The 15,807-nt window shown below is 44.7% G+C and carries 14 protein-coding genes; 13 read left to right on the plus strand and 1 reads right to left on the minus strand.

Annotated features, from left to right (window positions below; genetic code table 11):
• Positions 1-280: 280 nt before the first annotated feature.
• From LY85_RS16335 to LY85_RS19600, 13 genes are all read left to right on the plus strand, one after another.
• The gene (locus tag LY85_RS16335) at positions 281-487 is read left to right on the plus strand and encodes a hypothetical protein (RefSeq protein WP_141827511.1); all 207 of its coding nucleotides are present in this window, start codon (positions 281-283) and stop codon (positions 485-487) included.
• On the plus strand, positions 484-1,428 hold the full coding sequence (locus tag LY85_RS16340; RefSeq protein WP_141827512.1) for a hypothetical protein: 945 nt from the start codon (positions 484-486) through the stop codon (positions 1,426-1,428). Before LY85_RS16335 ends, LY85_RS16340 begins: the two co-directional genes overlap by 4 nt.
• 144 nt (positions 1,429-1,572) lie before the next feature.
• Entirely contained in the window at positions 1,573-1,875 is a 303-nt protein-coding gene (locus LY85_RS16345) for a hypothetical protein (protein ID WP_141827513.1), read from the plus strand.
• A 314-nt stretch (positions 1,876-2,189) separates the two neighbouring features.
• Complete coding sequence (locus LY85_RS16350; protein WP_141827514.1) at positions 2,190-2,648, plus strand: hypothetical protein; 459 nt, start codon at positions 2,190-2,192, stop codon at positions 2,646-2,648.
• A gap of 48 nt (positions 2,649-2,696) precedes the next feature.
• Positions 2,697-3,269 carry a hypothetical protein gene (locus tag LY85_RS16355; protein ID WP_141827515.1) on the plus strand — a complete coding sequence of 191 codons (573 nt, stop codon included), beginning with the start codon at positions 2,697-2,699 and terminating at the stop codon, positions 3,267-3,269.
• 122 nt (positions 3,270-3,391) lie between these two features.
• Positions 3,392-8,269, plus strand: a complete 4,878-nt coding sequence (gene mobP3 / locus LY85_RS16360; protein WP_141827516.1) for a MobP3 family relaxase — start codon at positions 3,392-3,394, stop codon at positions 8,267-8,269.
• Between the two features lie 12 nt (positions 8,270-8,281).
• Positions 8,282-9,241, plus strand: a complete 960-nt coding sequence (locus LY85_RS16365; protein ID WP_141827517.1) for a DUF3991 and toprim domain-containing protein — start codon at positions 8,282-8,284, stop codon at positions 9,239-9,241.
• A gap of 77 nt (positions 9,242-9,318) precedes the next feature.
• Positions 9,319-10,758, plus strand: coding sequence for a hypothetical protein (locus tag LY85_RS16370; RefSeq protein ID WP_141827518.1), 1,440 nt, complete (start codon positions 9,319-9,321; stop codon positions 10,756-10,758).
• A 72-nt stretch (positions 10,759-10,830) separates the two neighbouring features.
• On the plus strand, positions 10,831-12,633 hold the full coding sequence (locus LY85_RS16375) for a type IV secretory system conjugative DNA transfer family protein (protein ID WP_141827519.1): 1,803 nt from the start codon (positions 10,831-10,833) through the stop codon (positions 12,631-12,633).
• Positions 12,634-12,698: 65 nt separating this feature from the next.
• Positions 12,699-13,421 carry a helix-turn-helix domain-containing protein gene (locus tag LY85_RS16380; protein WP_141827520.1) on the plus strand — a complete coding sequence of 241 codons (723 nt, stop codon included), beginning with the start codon at positions 12,699-12,701 and terminating at the stop codon, positions 13,419-13,421.
• A 143-nt stretch (positions 13,422-13,564) separates the two neighbouring features.
• Positions 13,565-13,906 (plus strand): hypothetical protein, encoded by a 342-nt coding sequence (locus LY85_RS16385; protein WP_141827521.1) that lies wholly within the window; start codon positions 13,565-13,567, stop codon positions 13,904-13,906.
• Complete coding sequence (locus LY85_RS16390; protein ID WP_141827522.1) at positions 13,903-14,223, plus strand: hypothetical protein; 321 nt, start codon at positions 13,903-13,905, stop codon at positions 14,221-14,223. The genes LY85_RS16385 and LY85_RS16390 overlap by 4 nt, the downstream gene beginning before the upstream one ends.
• 247 nt (positions 14,224-14,470) lie before the next feature.
• Complete coding sequence (locus tag LY85_RS19600; protein WP_243122590.1) at positions 14,471-14,881, plus strand: hypothetical protein; 411 nt, start codon at positions 14,471-14,473, stop codon at positions 14,879-14,881.
• A gap of 35 nt (positions 14,882-14,916) precedes the next feature.
• Here the strand turns inward: LY85_RS19600 and LY85_RS16400 are convergent, their stop codons facing one another.
• On the minus strand, positions 14,917-15,576 hold the full coding sequence (locus LY85_RS16400) for a TetR family transcriptional regulator (protein ID WP_141827523.1): 660 nt from the start codon (positions 15,574-15,576) through the stop codon (positions 14,917-14,919).
• Positions 15,577-15,807 lie beyond the last annotated feature (231 nt).

The following is a 15,807-nucleotide window of genomic DNA, read 5'->3' on the forward strand; positions in this document are numbered from 1 at the left end:
CTTTAGCACTGACTACAATTTCCCATTTCAAAATGGCCGGGTAGAGGTGCACGCAGAAACATTAGAGGAAGCACATGAGAAGTTTCGTTCCCGTTTCCCTGATCATCATAAAGGAATAATCAATTGCGCATCTTTCTATAGTGAAGAGCGTTGGCATGAGATGAATCCAGAATGCAATTGGCCAGGATATCGCTGCTATTCAGTGATCAAATAAGCCTTGACAAACTAGGATGCACAAAGCCGGGCCGGGCGGATAATCCCGGCAGGAAGGAGTCAGGTAATGCCAGATCATGTAAAGTGGCTCGACAAATATTGTCACTTGTGCGGCGAGCAGCTTAACAGCTGGGATTTACGCTGCAGTAAAGCACTGGCTTATAAAAACCCTCATTGTGAAAGATGCATCGCCAAAGAATATGATAAATCCATAGAAGAGTTTCGGGATACTTTAGAAAATTATTTTGGAATGAGGCCTTGTATGGGATTATGAATGAGAAGGTTTTTAGCAAAGAGAATTTCAGAACTATTGGGTATTATCCTAACAAGTTGGAATTCCCCGAATATCAATTAGAGAGGTATATGTGGGGTACATGGAAGACCCCTTGCGGACTGCTGATAAATGGGAATCAGAATGGGACGATTCGAGCAAGCGGGCTAAGCTACGGCGGAGTTGATTATGGTGTAGAATTCAATCGGGTAGACTTTAAATGTCCCTATGAGGGGAACAAAAGCTGTGAACTTCGTGAAAAAAATCTTGATGTAATGATTCGATGGTATGGCACAGCAGTATGTATTGCATGTCTCACCGATGACCCATATGATTATGATCATTCCGCAGAAAAAGCCGAGGCGGATCAGAATAAAAAGAACCAAACCTTTATAGAATCCTTCTATAAAGCCCATCCGGAATTCATTGGTTGTATTCGGACTTCTGTTTATGCCGAGAAGGTCAGGAGTTGGCGGCCATGCTCATTAAATACCTATTGTGAGGACTGCCGTAAGGCGGTATGTGCTATAACCGGCGAACACAGAGATTTATCACCGGTTTTCATCTATGGGGATTATTTGGTCCACGTTGATAATGGCTTTCTTTCTTATGACTTTGCGCGAAAGAATGTGAAGATTCGAAACAAGCCCTATCCAAAGTATACAGCTGATAAGATGATCGCGGAAATGGAGTTAATGAGCAACAAGGATTTTATTGACAATTATAGCAAAGGAAAGCCTGATAGAATATACACCCTTCCTAAAGGTAAAACACGCGATCTGGAACAAGATTTAGCTGATGCAAAAGAAGGTTATGAGATCATCCATGATAGTGATTTTCAAAAATCAACTGCAGCAAAAATGAGGGAGGCAAAGGCGATTAGAAAAGCGCATAAACAAAAAGTAAAGCAAGAGCCGCAAGGTGAACAGCTAAAGCTATTCTAAGATTTTGGCCATCGGATAATGAAAATCCGGTGGCCTTTTTGTATCCAGCAAGGATATAAAATCTGTTATTTTTTCTCTGCTTTAGGCGCTCCCGGCCAGCTGGCCAAACATATTTTCCATTAAGAAAGACGAGGTAATTTCATTATGAAAACAATCACCGTAAAGCTCAAAATCGACCCGCACAAATTCGCCGCCGCGCAGCAGTTCATGGATGAAAAAGGTCTTGATCTCAGTACAGAATTGAGCAAGGCCGTGGAGAATTTTTATAAAAAATATGTACCGTCTGCGGTTCGGAAGTACATTGAAAAAACGGCTACCGCCCCCCGCGATCGCGCTGCAAAATCCTCTCCTTCTGCCCCCGGAGGGCCGTCGGAATCCGATTCCAATGAACCGGATTCCGACACAGATTGTTCTGATTTCGGTTCTGGCGGTTCCTACGGCGGTTAAATTGCCGTTTTTTGGCTCTGCTATGCGGTTTTCTGGCGTTCTTCCCAGGGGATTTCAGTGTAAGGAAAACTGTCTGAGCTACTTTGCAGGATAAAGCATTGTAATCAAAGATTACAATGCAAGACGCAACGCCCAGCGGTGCTGGGCGTGGAACGATTTTTCCGTTGTAATCAAAAATTTTAATCTGATTACAATACGCGAATCAAATTTTATAAAAAAGTTCAATATGCCGCATGACTCCTATAAAAATGCTTGTAATCAGTACTGATTACAAGCATTTTAACTTTTTGATAACTTTTGGAGGAATTTTAATAATGGATAGTGTTGTGAATTCTCAAAGACTTGCAGATAACAGCATAGATGCTTCTGAAAAGCTTAGAACATCAATTTATTTAAAGAAAGAAACCTATTTAAAAATTGATAGCATGATAAAACTGTCAGGTACAAATCTATCAAGAAATGAAGTGATCGAAAAAGCAATAGACTTTTATTTCGCTTACACAACTTCACAAATCAGTCAGGACTATTTATGCGGCGTATTCGGCGCGAAAATGGAAGGACTTGTCGGTAATCTTGCTACCAGAATTTCAAAAAGCAATTTCAGAAATGCTGTTGAGAATGACATGCTCACACGTATGCTGGCGACCGTTTTTGAAATTGATCGAAATAAATATGAGAAGCTTCGCGTGAAAGCAATTCAAGATGTAAAACGCACCAACGGTTCAATTGATATTTTGGAAGCAATTAATGAGTCAGAGGAAATTGTGAAATAGTAATTATTTGACAAAATATTTAAATAAATTTATTATTGAGGTGATTCTATGGATTGGAGCGAATTTATTATGGGTATTACAGAAGGGACTATTATAGGAGCATGTGTTACTCTTGTAGTAGCGCTGGTAACGGTTGCAGGATCTATTTATAACAATTCTCTAATAAACAGAAAGGGCTATAAAGATATAGATACAAAGATTGGCCAGACCCTAGAAAACAGAACCTTAAGCCAACAGCATACCGATTTGCAAAATAATTTTCATCAGATCGCAAACGAAAATCAAAAAGAATTGCTGGCTAAAATAGGTGTTCTGCCTAATACAACCTTAAGCGGCCAAAATATCAATATTATTGCTCAGGTTAAAGATTTGAAAGATACTTTTGAATCTGCTCAAAAGGAAGAATTTTCAAAACGACAATTACTTACTGGTCATCAAGAGAGCATTGTTCAGAGTATTTCTGTTCTGAGTAGTTTCCAAAAGGAAATGATGGATCTGCAGAAAGATAAACTTACTTTATTAAAACAGGTAGATACACTTACACAGGAGAATTCTCTTCTTAAAGAGCAAATAGCAGATTTGCAGGAACAATTAGGTATGGATGAACAATTAAATATTTGAACTGAATAAAAGGTCTATGTTTAAGTATCACATATTATTATAATTAATTTATTAAAACGTTCTTGATAATTCAGGAACGTTTTCTTTTTATTATAGGATTCAAATCATAGGAGGTGCCGCAAATGGCAGGAGCAAGAATTGTCTTAAACTCCCGCTACTTTCACATTGCCCGCGCCGGCGAGAAAGCGGACGGAAAACATACCATGACGAAGGATGCCGCTATGGGTCTTGTCAATTACGTTGGTACGCGGGAAAGTGTGGAACTGAACGTAAATCAGACTTCGATGAACGGAGAAGAAATTACCGCCTTAAACCTTGATCCGCTGAAGCTCAGTGCCGAAGTTGCCGCACGGCCCGCGACCGGCAAGCAAATGAAAACCATTGCTGATCTCTTGTGGGAAATACCGGAAGCAAAAAAGGGGCTGGAATATCAGGACTTTAAAGCAAATCCAACGATTGGAAATGCGTCTGAACTTATTTCATACGCTGCGGAAATGGGTTTGGGATTTGCCGTTGACCTTGGGAAAGCAAAAAATCTGATTGAATATGTTGGGAAGCGTCCCGGAGTTGACCGTGTTGGGGAACACGGTCTTTTTTCTTCTGAGCCAAATGTGGATATCAGGAAAGCTCAGGAGGAAATCGCAAATTGCAGGGGAAATATCTGGACGCATGTTATCTCCCTGCGGCGTGAGGATGCCGACGCGCTGGGATACGACCATCAAAAGCCCTGGCGCGATCTGGTCCTGCAGAAAGTTGATGTCATTGCGAAAGCGTCCAACATTCCCGTGTCCGATCTTCACTGGTACGCGGGAATGCATAACACAACTCATCATCCTCACATCCACCTTTTTGTATTTACCGATAAACCTAAAGTCGGCCACCTGAACGTGTCCGGCATTAACGAAATGAAAGCCGCTTTTTCAGAGGTGATTTTTGCCGATGAAAGGCGGCATATTTATGAGCATAAGACGGAGATCCGGGACAGCCTGAAACAAAAGATCGATGATATTCTATCGGATATTCGTAACGGCTCCTCCGATCAGCTGAACAGGAAGCAAATAGACTCCCTTTGCGAAAAGCTTCTCCTTCTGGGTGATCAGCTGAAGGACAGGCCCGGAAGGCTGCAATACGGCCGGATAAAAGACCTTGATATCCGGAGAGAAGTAAAAGACATCATGTCCGGGCTTGCGGAAACTCCGGCCATCCGGCAGCTTTATGAACTCTATTGCGAAGATCACAAGGACCTGCAAAGGATGTACCGGAACGACCCGAAAGATATCGGCCCGATCGTCAAGAACCATGAGTTTGACAGCATTAAGAATAAGATTATCCGCGCGGCGATCTCGCTCAGTAAAAACGCTCCCGAACTGGACGCATCTTTGATCACCATAACAGCCCCGAACGACCTGCAGGTTACCGGTAAGAAACCGCAAAGCTCCGCGACGGGTGCCGAAGATGCTCTTTCCGACGATGCATCCCTTTTCCTGTCCGCTCCGGATGAGCGGCTCGACTGGATGCTGCCCCAGGACGAAGAAAATCCTTTTGAATCGGATTCCGCATCCGCTGCTATGGTTTCCGATACCGGCAAAGATAGAGATTGGGAAAGAAGAAAGCCCTTTGAAAATAAGGTTGTGGACAGCTTTGAAGAGTGTTTCGGTAAAGCAATGAATGGGGATGTAAAGGCCAAATATGAGCTTGCGAAGAAATACTTCTATGGGAACGGCGTAGAGCGGGATTATGAGCAGGCGCAAATGTGGTACGGACTTGCGGCTGCGGCCGGGCATTCTTTCGCAAAATATGAGCTGGGAAAAATGTACCTCTATGGCATCGGTATTGAAAAGAATCAGGAATTAGGCACGGAATACTGTCTGGACGCCTATTGGGATTTCCGGGCCTCGGTTGAAAAAAGCTATGGATTTGATGTGGGCCGTTCCGTCGACGACGGTACGGCAGAACAGGCAGGATTTTCAGGAAGGAAAGACGCCGCTTTCCTGATGTACACGTTGGGACGGATGGAATATGCCGGTCAAGGGATTTCCCGGGACTACAGGAAAGCATATCAATGGTTTCGGCTTTCCGCTGACGGAGGGCATATCCATTCCAATTATCGTTTGGGAAAAATGTTTTACGCGGGAGAAGGTATCCAGCAGGATTATGCGGTTGCTGAGTCCTATTACAAGGAGGCAGCGAACGGCAAGGACAAATATGCTTACTATGCGCTGGGGAAAATGTTTGATACCGGTATCGGAGCCGAGCAGAACTACAAAGTAGCGGCTGGGTGGTACACAAAGGCTTCCATGGAGGATGTTTCCTATGCCGATTACAGGCTCGCTCAGATGTACAGCACCGGGCAGGGCGTCGAAAAGGATGATGAGCTGGCCGGAGTATTGTATCAAAAGGCTCTAAATGAGTTTATCGAGCAGGACAAGCAGCAGCCGGATGCGGACACCGAATTCCGAGTGGCCAACATGTATCTGAAAGGGCTGGGTATGGAAGCAAACCTAGAGGAAGGCTTAAAGTGGCTGGAACTCTGCTGTGAAAAGAAAAACGCCCGGGCGCAATATCAGTTGGCCGGCATGTACCAGAAAGGAGAGGGCGTCCCACAGGACGAAATAAAAGCGCAGAGTTTGTACAATGAAGCGCTGGCCGGATTTTTGGAGCAGGAAAAAGAAACACCTGCAGCTTATGTTGAATATCAGATTGCCGGCATGTATAAGCACGGCAATGGTACGGAGCAGGATGATGAAGTAGCTTTTCAATGGTTCGTGTCAGCGGCAGAAAAGGGACATCCTCACGCGGCTTACTGTACCGCCCGTGCCTGCTACGAGGGAACCGGCACGGAGCAGAGCTATCCGGACGCCGTAAAGTGGTATCAAAAAGCCGCTAAAGGCGGAGATACCTTTGCGATGTACGAACTGGGGAAAATGTACCGGGACGGCAACGGGGTGGAAAAGAACGCGCAAGGCGCTGTTGATTGGTTCCGGAAATGTGCCGAGAAAGGAAACCTATATGCCTTTTACCAATTAGGAAATATTTATTCTGAGGAGGATATGCTGGATGAAAAAAAGGCGCGTCTGTACTACGCTTTGGCTCTGGCCGGTTTTATAGAGCAGGAAAAAGCAGAAGAAGACGCTCAAACAGAGTATCGTATCGCTTCCATGTTCTTTGACGGCCTGGGAACTGAAAAAGATGTTGAATCGGCTGTTAAGTGGTTTTCAAAGAGCGCTAAACGGGACAATCCTTATGCCGCGTATCAGCTGGGCGAAATCTTTTCCGACGAAAAGCAGCCTTGCTGTGATCAGAAAAAAGCGAGCCGGTTGTACCAACAGGCTCTTGAGGGTTTCTTGAAGCAGGAAAAGGAAGAAGCGGACGCGCAGCTCGAATACCGTATCGCGAGTATGCATCTGTCTGGCAAGGGGACGGAAAAAGCTGTAGCTGCGGCGGTACAGTGGTTCATTTTGAGTGCTGAGAAGGAGAACAATTATGCAGCGTATCAGCTGGGTGAGATCTTCTCTGACGAGAACCAGCCGTGCCGTGATCAGAAAAAGGCAAGCCGGTTTTACCGGCAGGCTCTTGAGGGTTTCTTGAAGCAGGAAAAGGAAGAAGCGGACGCCCAGCTCGAATACCGTATCGCAAGTATGTATTTTGCCGGAAAAGGAGCGGAAAAAGACGTGAAAGCGGCGGTTCGTTGGTTTGCTTTAAGTGCTGAGAAGGAGAACAATTACGCCGCGTATCAGCTGGGCGAAATCTTTTCCGACGAAAAGCAGCCTTGCCGGGATATGGAAAAAGCAAACCATTATTACCGTCAGGCCCTAAACGGTTTCTTGAAGCAGGAAAAGGAAGAAGCGGACGCCCAGCTTGAATACCGTATCGCGAATATGTATCTGACTGGAAAGGGTGTAGAAAAAAACGTGGAAGCGGCGGTTGGATGGTTTTCCGAGAGCGCCGGGAAAGACAATTCCTATGCGGCGTACCAACTGGGCGAAATCTTTTCCGACGAAAAACAGCCCTACTGTGACCAGAAAAAGGCGGGGCAGTTTTACCAACAGGCGCTCGTGGGTTTCTTGAAGCAGGAAAAGAAAGAAGCGGACGCGCAGCTCGAATACCGTATTGCGAGCATGTATCTATCGGGAAAGGGGACGGAAAAAGACACTGCAGCAGCTGTACGATGGTTCTCTCTGAGTGCGAAGCAGAACAATCCCTATGCCGCGTATCAGTTGGGCGAGCTGCTCTCCGACAAAGAACTGCCGAAGGATACGGAAGAATTAAAAAGATTGTATTTCAGTTTAAATAACTATTCGGAAGAAAGCAAAAAGGCAATCGAATCTATGGATAAATATCAGCTGATCAATGCGCTGCGTTTTTATTCAAACACTTATTACGCTAAGGCTTTGAATAGTTATATTGAATCCGAAGCTAAAGATCCGGATGATAGGCTCGAATACAAAATTGCTCAAATGTATCGTTCAGGAAGGGGGACTGTCAAAAACGACCCGGAAGCGTTCCGATGGTTTTCTCTGAGCGCCTCGAAGGGAAACGCTTACGCACAATTTCAGCTCGCCCGCATGTTCGAAAAGGGCGAAGGCATTGCCGCGAATAAGCAACAGGCGCAGGCGCTCTACGCATCTGCTCTTGCCGGATTTCTGAAAATCCTGCAGGAAAAACCTGACGCGGATCTGCTTTATAAAGTCGGGATGATGTATGAAGCCGGTCTGGGAACAAAGCGCGACCTCTCTACCGCCAAACAGTATTACACGGAAGCGGCGGCCGAGGGCAATGTTCACGCGCAGCTCCGTCTGAATCAGATTCAAGCTTATCAAAATCAAGCGGCTGTCAGCGCGGTTATGGGACTGTTTAACGCCTTTGCATACAGCCTGGGCGATAACATCAAGGACAGCACAACACGCAAATACCGGCATGACCGAAAACTGATGCAAAAACAAAAGGCACTGAAAGAAGTCCACGGCCATCAATATGATGAGCAAGAAGAAATGATGTAAGGGGGAATTCACTTGTCAAAATTCATACCGTTTACGGAAGAGGAAATCTACCTGGCCGCGCACACGGAGATTAAAAGCATTTTGGATGCGAAGGGTGAAAAATACGAACGGAGCGGTACAGAATGGCTGTGGGAGGCTAACCATAGCGTCAAGTTTCGCGGACATATTTTTTATGATCATAACACCGGCGACAAAGGTACCGCGATTGATTTCCTCTGCACCTTTTTCAATATGCGGTTTCAAGACGCTGTTTGTACGCTTAACTGCAGGGATTACAACGGGATCGAGTTTGAGAGATCCACGCTGAAAAAGGAGAGGAAACGGCGCCCATTCGTACTGCCGGGCAAAAGCCGCAATATGAAGCGTGTTTATGCCTACCTGATGCAGGAGCGCCATATTGATTCCGAAGTGATTTCCTTCTTTGTACATAGCCGCAGCCTCTATGAGAGCGCCAACACGCATAACGCCGTCTTTGTCGGGTACGATGCCACCGGCAAGGCGCGGGCGGCTCATCAGAAGGGAACGCTCACCGAAAAGCCATACCGTGGTGATGTTGATGGATCGGACAAAGAATTTTTCTTTAATTATCACGGCGGATCCGCGCGGCTCTATGTCTTTGAAGCGCCCATAGACATGCTGTCCTTTATTAATCTTCATAAAGAGAAAGGCTGGCAGAAGCACAACTACCTTGCTTTGGGCTGTACAGCGCTCCCTGCTCTGCTCCGCTTCCTGTCAGAGTATCCAGGCATCCATCAAGTCGTTTTGTGCCTGGACAATGACCACGCCGGTATCAAAGCCGACGCAATCATTCAGGAAATGCTGCAAAGGCTTTCCCAAGGGATGTATGTGGAAGATCTGTCTGAAGAAATGCGGGAGCAGCTGCGGAGGCCTTATGAAATAAGTATTTTGAAATCGGTTAAAAAAGATTGGAATGATGATTTAAAAAATTTAGGTAATAAATATGATCTTTAATTCATAATATGGTTAGTTGAATTAGACAAAAAATAAAAGTATAATGGAGAAAATAGAAATGAAGTGGACGATCCTATATGAAATTAAAGTATGTCTTTTTTCAAAAGAACAAACAGGGAAAATTTTTTCCTTCAAAATTATTTTTCAGTGAGCTTTTTGAAAATGTTTCAAAAAATGATTTTGAAATACATATAAGTAAATTAAAAGCGGCTCATATAACCTATCAAGAAGTTTACAATGATGGGAATAATAGCTGTTTCCTAATATTCGAATGCAACGAGGGGAAAAAAGAATTTACTGCACGTGCATTAAACAGAGTGCATAAATTGCTTACAAAAAGTCCAAAGAGGGCAGGGTTTCTAATCGTCACTGTAATGGATGAAGTCTCTGAATATTATTGTTCCAAAGCATATCCGATCTTAGGAAGATTCGAGCGCAAAGTACGTGAGTTAGTTTATGATGTGGTATTAAAATCCTTTGGATCTCAGTGGGTACATGAAACAAATTTACCAAAGAAATCAGAATCTATTACAGATAATCAAATTCAAAGCGGGCTCGATGAACTTACAATGTTTGATATGGAAGAATTTTTGTTCATAGAGTATTCTCCACAAGAACCTAATAGTATTTGGTCAGAACTTAGTGCTGAAAATTTACAGAAAATGCTTAAAGATGAAATTATAGATCATATTGAAGCATACCGGCCCAGAACATTATGGGAGCGGCTATTTTCCGATAAAACAGAAATTATTGATTTGCAAGATACTCTGAAAAAGGTTAGAAAATATAGGAACGCTGTTGCACACAATAAAGAATTTAGTTTATCTGATTTTATGGAACTCAAATCGTTACTTACCACCGCAATTCCTGATTTGGACTACACTATTATAGGTTTGGAAAAACAACTTTTCTCTCATGAAGATCGTGCACTAATTTCTGCGCGTCTATCAGATGTCATAAATCAAAAATTATCGGCTCCTGCAATGATGCAAGCTTCAAGGCTAAACCAGTACCAGATTAATACTAATCCTTCGATACGGGCACTTGAAGCTTTTCAAGCTAAAATTAACAGCTTAACAAATAGCCCATCGATGCGAGTGTTTAATACTATGCAGGCTCAGATTGACAGATTAACAAGCCCTTCGATACGAGCACTTGAAACTATGCAAGCTAAAATTAACAGCTTAACGAATAGCCCGTCGATGCGGGCGTTTAATACTACGCAGGCTCAGATCGACAGATTGACAGGCCCTTCAATACAAGCACTTGAAGCTATGAAAGCTAAATACGATTATATATTTAATTCTCCTGCCATGAAAGCACAATTATTATTCTCTAATCTAGATGCAATTTCTCATTTGTCAGATAACAATATTTCCGATGATTTATCAAGTAACGATCAAACAGCTTTAGAAAACGATATAAAAAGTGATGAAGATGATAATGACGAACCTACCAATTCGGAATCTAAAGACTCAGATGCAACTGATTTAACTGGTGATGGCAATACAGATTGAGTATTATAATTTCCAATTCCAAGCACCTCTTTGGAGGTGCTTTTCTTATATCATTTTTAAGGAGGAAAAATCATGCCGAGTACAATTGCTATTGTTTTGTCTATAGTCGCCGTTGCTTTTCTGGCTGCTCTCTTTATTTCAGAAGCAGTACACGGAAATCTAAACATCAAGGCTCGAACTGTGGGTGACGGCCAATACGGTACCGCACGATGGGCAACTAAACAGGAAATTCAGGAAACCTATGATGACATCTCTTTTGAACCGCAACTGTGGCGCAAAGGCAAACATCTTCCGGATGAACCGGACGGCGCGGCTGTTCTGGGATTGTTGGAAGGGCGTGGAGATATACGCGCTCGGATAGACAACTCAGACAGCCATACTTTGATTCTCAGCACAACCGGCGGTCGCAAGACCACCGGTTTTCTTTATCCCAACCTGGAATTTATCTGTGCCTGCGGTTGCAGCTTCCTGGCCACCGACACCAAAGGAGACGTTTTCCGGGATTACGCCGGGATCGCTCAGAAGTATTATCACTATATCCCGTACATCATCGACTTGCGCAATCCCACACGCAGCCATGGATTCAACCTTCTCCATTTGGTCAACAAATACACGGATCTCTTTAAGGAAACCGGCGACATTACCTATAAGGCCCGGGCAGAGCGGTACGCAAAGATCACCGCGAAAACCATTGTCCGAATGGAAGGTTTTGACGGCGGTGGCCAGAACGCTTACTTCTATGATGCAGCCGAAGGGCTGATAGCGTCCACCATTTTGCTTGTGGCGGAGTTTTGCGGCTATGGTGAGCGTCATATCGTAAGCGTGTTTAAAATCGTACAGGAGCTTCTGCAGACGAAAGCACTGCCTTCAACCAGTGATAAAGCAAACAATGTGAAGCCGAAGAACGAATATCAGAAATTGATCGAGCTGCTGCCGGCAGAGCACAAGGCGCGCTGGCTTGCCGGTGCTGCACTCAACACTGCGGAATCCAGTATGCACAGCGTCATGAGTACGGCCATGAGCCGCTTGCTTTCATTCATTGACTCTGAACTGGAACAGATACTATGCTTTGATAGTGATGTAGACGCGGAGCAGTTCTGCAATGGCCACACTGCTGTTTTTATTGTATTCCCGGAGGAAGATGCCACAAAGCATTTTCTTGTCTCTCTGTTTGTTTCTCAGCTTTACAACGAATCCCTGGTGGTAGCAAACCAGGATGGTAAAAACAAGCTGGACAAGCGTGTCTATTTCTATCTGGATGAGTTCGGCACCCTGCCAAAATTCGATAATGCCGAGCAGATGTTTACAGCCGGTAAATCGAGAAACATTCTATTGTTTCCGATGATTCAATCCATGGAGCAGCTGCACAAGAATTACGGCCGGGAAGGTGGAGAAATCATCATTGACTGCTGCACCAACGCCTTATTTGGAGGGTTTACCCCTTTGTCCAAAGGTGCGGAGGATGTTTCCCGGGCGCTGGGTAACCAGACCGTCATGTCCGGAAGCACTTCCCGCAGCGGCAGCTTTGAACGTGACAGCTCCACAAAGAGCTTGCAGATGATTCAAAAACCGCTGATGACAGCCGAGCAGATCAGGACAATGCCGGAGAATCAATGGATATTAACGAAAACCAGAACCCATCCGTTAAAAACCGTCTTAAAACGGTTCGACGAGTGGGGGATAAAGCTGGATACGCCGTTCGCAATGCCCGAAAACGCGACGCGCACGGTTAGATATGCAAGCCGGGAAGAATTGAAAGCGGCCGTGCTGGCAAGGTTTCCGCATAAAGAGAGAATGGAACCGCTTGATATTACTTCTCTCGGCTCCGGAAAATCGGCCAGAAGAAGAATTACTTTTGAAGAAGAAGATATTTAATAAACTTTCAGGGCGGGAGGATAGACACTCCCGCTCTTTTATTATGAATATTTAGGGGGAGCAACATGAAGGGATACTTTGTATCGAATATGATGAAGATCGTCCGGAAATTGGAGCTGACAGCCAAAGCAATGCATGTCTATTCCTATTTAGCGGAGTGCAGCAACATCAACGGCGAATGCTGGCCGTCTAAAAGGACGATTGCACAGGCTTGCAGGGTCAGTGTAGCGACGGTAACGCGGGCTTTACGGGAACTGGAAAAGGCGGGCATGGTCATTTCCGAGCCACGTCACCGTCTGAATAACGGACAAACTTCAAACCGGTACACGGTATTCACCGAGCCGCAGGTTGCGGAGCCGACAGATCAACCGGAAGAAACAAATTCGGAAGTGCCGGATCTTCCGCAAATGGAGGAATCCTTTGAACAGCTTGAAATTCCGGAATACATAACCAACATGCCGGCAGATCTTCCGATCGGTGAGAATCCTACAGAAAGCACGGCACCCGGCAGGAAGAAGCAAAGCGGCCGTCATACAATCCCATGCCGGCAGAAAAGTATCCCAGGACAGCCTTTATCCGCGTCCAAGCTGCTCAAGCTGCGGCTGTTCTGCCGCCTTCTTTTAAGCCAATTTGATATGGCCCCCCATATCAATATGACACCCCAAGGAACTAATTCCACAAGGAAGGTTACGTTAAAGCAGAGAAAAAAAGACTTTATCTCTAAGATAGCTAAGTGGAAGCTTCTACGTAAGAGAGAATATGGCAGTGATAAATCCGTTGATGGGTAAAATGCAGCCATTAAATAACTCTTAATAAGCAATGCCCACCCTTTTTTTCCCTGCTTTGGAAGCATGGGGGAACCGCACTGAAAAAGTAAGAGCAGAGCAGGATTAATCCTGCTCTGCTCATTTTTTATGATTGGAGATTAGAAATGAAATATCTAAAAATTATCGGCCTGCCGGCAATCGTTTCAGCAAGGCATCGTATCGTGATCGACAAAAGCATACGCAAGCTTTATGGCATCCATGAAACGTCAGAGGTCTACATGCAATGCAATAAAAACCTGTTGATAATTACTCCTGTCCACCATCGAAATCCGAGCAGGGAGCTAAAGGAGCTTAGCATCGGCCGGTTTAATCTTCCGGTTGAATGGGCGCGGTCAAACCACATCCAGATCGGGGACTGTGTTTACCTTGTGGCCACAACCGAAGGGATTATTATCTGTCCGAAAGGAACCGAGTTTTTGTGTATAAAAGGGGAGAGAAGCTATTGAATATTTTAGGATGCCCATTAAAAATATCAGCAACGAAGCAAATTTACTTTCCTAGACTTTACATCCAGCATTTTGGAATATCACCTGATAAGTCGGTCACAGTTATTCGGGAAAATCACGAAGACTATTTAATTTATCGGGTTGATGTCGGCCATGATTTACATGAAAATGAAACCCGTGTGGTTATTCGTAATGGATTCACAACCATACCGACAAGATTTATAAGGAGCAATGGATTAGTGCCTGGGAAAGACAATTTATTTTTGCTGGGCGTCGAGAACGGGCTAAAGGTCAGCGTCAAGAAGGATATGCTATAAAAAGCGGAAGCACTTCCGCTTTAGCTTGAAGACAAAGGATTGTTCTACAAGGGGGAACATGAAAATTGTTTTGCCTACACCGCGCACATAGCCCGCGACCGGCACAATTTCATCCTTGGCGTAGAACTTTCTCCCGCCTACGTCCATGACAGCGTGATGTACAAAAGCTTTATGACAAAGTAAAGGCCACGTTCCCTGAAATCAAATGCGTTGTTGCCGACGCCGGTTACAAGATCCCAACGAATATGTGTATGGCCAATATTACGACTGTGTTCTCTGCCCGAAACGGACGCAGTGTACGCAGAGCAGAAACTGCCAGAAAACCATAACACAGCAGGTATGGGCGGAGGATAAAGCGGCTGGCTGGATTGGTGCGGTCGTAACCATTATAGTTGCCATACTGGTAAAAATGTCAGGTCATGCATGGATAGGCGGATCATTGTTCGCCGGGTTTATTGAGGCACTTGCGGCTGTTGCGACTTTTCTACTTAAACGGAATATAGCGGACAAGATCAGCCGCAAAATCTACAGCTTTTTTCTTCTCGTAGGAGTCGATGTCTTTATAAACCTGTTGAATCTCATGGGTGTCAACGGTTTTATGCTTGCATGGGGCGTGTCTTGTTTTTTCGGTAATGTGATTGGAATGATGAACCAATAACAAGAGTTGAGACTGAGGACAAACGCGACCTAGGTTTACGGGCGGAAGCTACAGATGCTGTTTAAAAGATATTCTTTAACAGTTTCGATAATATGGGTGGGAAGCAACGCATCATCCTCAAGCCCCAGTGCCCGGCGGATGAACATGGGATGTTCTCCGAACGCGACGATGGAACTGGAAACGATGCGGCTGATGGTAGTGGCCGTGTCACGGTTCATGTCCCCGCGGTAATCCTGCAGAAGTTCCGTGAGGATGTTCTCCATTTTTTTGCAGATCACCTGCGTGATCGGATATTGGTTGCCTGGGTGATACAACTGCTCGTGGTACAGCAGATTCAAATAGTGGGCGTGTTCAAAATCCTGAATTTCAAGCACGGTTTTCAGCATGGAGTCGACGTATTCTTCGATCAGCACCCAGGCAACCGCGGGAGTGATGGAATTTGCGCCGCGCAGCCGTCTGACATGGTCGACCAAAGGAAGCAAGGGTCTGTCTAACTCATGAGCAACATAGTTCAGAACGGTTCTGTAAAAACCCTCTTTATTTTGGAAGTGAAAGGCAATGGTGGCAATATTGACATTTGCTTCTTTCGCAATCATACGGGTAGATGTTGCTTCATAACCGTGTATGGCAAAGAGCTTGACCCCGGCGTTGATTAAGTTTTGCCTGGTGTCGGAAGGGTTATTTGAATCCTGCATAGGCTTCTCCTTAGTCTTTATTGTCTAATCATATGATTATCTCTATTATAACGGTTTTTTTAGGAAAGAGCAATGAAGAAAAACCGACTTGCAAAAAAATAGAAATCCGTAGAGTTGCATTAGTGCAACTCTTTATTTTTGTGCTATCGTACGAATATCGTTCAATTTACAGAAAACTGTTTATGAGATATTGACAAATCAGCAATGGCTGCTTTATTATTGTTAATAAAT

Source organism: Clostridium sp. KNHs216 (genome assembly GCF_006714885.1).
Taxonomy (GTDB): Bacteria; Bacillota; Clostridia; order Oscillospirales; family Acutalibacteraceae; genus Caproiciproducens.

Excerpts from the sequence above, each read along its gene's own strand:
- LY85_RS16375 (WP_141827519.1), top strand. The coding sequence starts at position 10,831 with ATGCCGAGTACAATTGCTATTGTTTTGTCTATAGTCGCCGTTGCTTTT.
- LY85_RS16400 (WP_141827523.1), bottom strand. The coding sequence starts at position 15,576 with ATGCAGGATTCAAATAACCCTTCCGACACCAGGCAAAACTTAATCAAC.
- LY85_RS16385 (WP_141827521.1), top strand. The coding sequence starts at position 13,565 with ATGAAATATCTAAAAATTATCGGCCTGCCGGCAATCGTTTCAGCAAGG.
- LY85_RS16380 (WP_141827520.1), top strand. The coding sequence starts at position 12,699 with ATGAAGGGATACTTTGTATCGAATATGATGAAGATCGTCCGGAAATTG.
- LY85_RS16335 (WP_141827511.1), top strand. The coding sequence starts at position 281 with ATGCCAGATCATGTAAAGTGGCTCGACAAATATTGTCACTTGTGCGGC.
- LY85_RS16340 (WP_141827512.1), top strand. The coding sequence starts at position 484 with ATGAATGAGAAGGTTTTTAGCAAAGAGAATTTCAGAACTATTGGGTAT.
- mobP3 (WP_141827516.1), top strand. The coding sequence starts at position 3,392 with ATGGCAGGAGCAAGAATTGTCTTAAACTCCCGCTACTTTCACATTGCC.
- LY85_RS16350 (WP_141827514.1), top strand. The coding sequence starts at position 2,190 with ATGGATAGTGTTGTGAATTCTCAAAGACTTGCAGATAACAGCATAGAT.
- LY85_RS16345 (WP_141827513.1), top strand. The coding sequence starts at position 1,573 with ATGAAAACAATCACCGTAAAGCTCAAAATCGACCCGCACAAATTCGCC.
- LY85_RS16355 (WP_141827515.1), top strand. The coding sequence starts at position 2,697 with ATGGATTGGAGCGAATTTATTATGGGTATTACAGAAGGGACTATTATA.
- LY85_RS16370 (WP_141827518.1), top strand. The coding sequence starts at position 9,319 with ATGAAATTAAAGTATGTCTTTTTTCAAAAGAACAAACAGGGAAAATTT.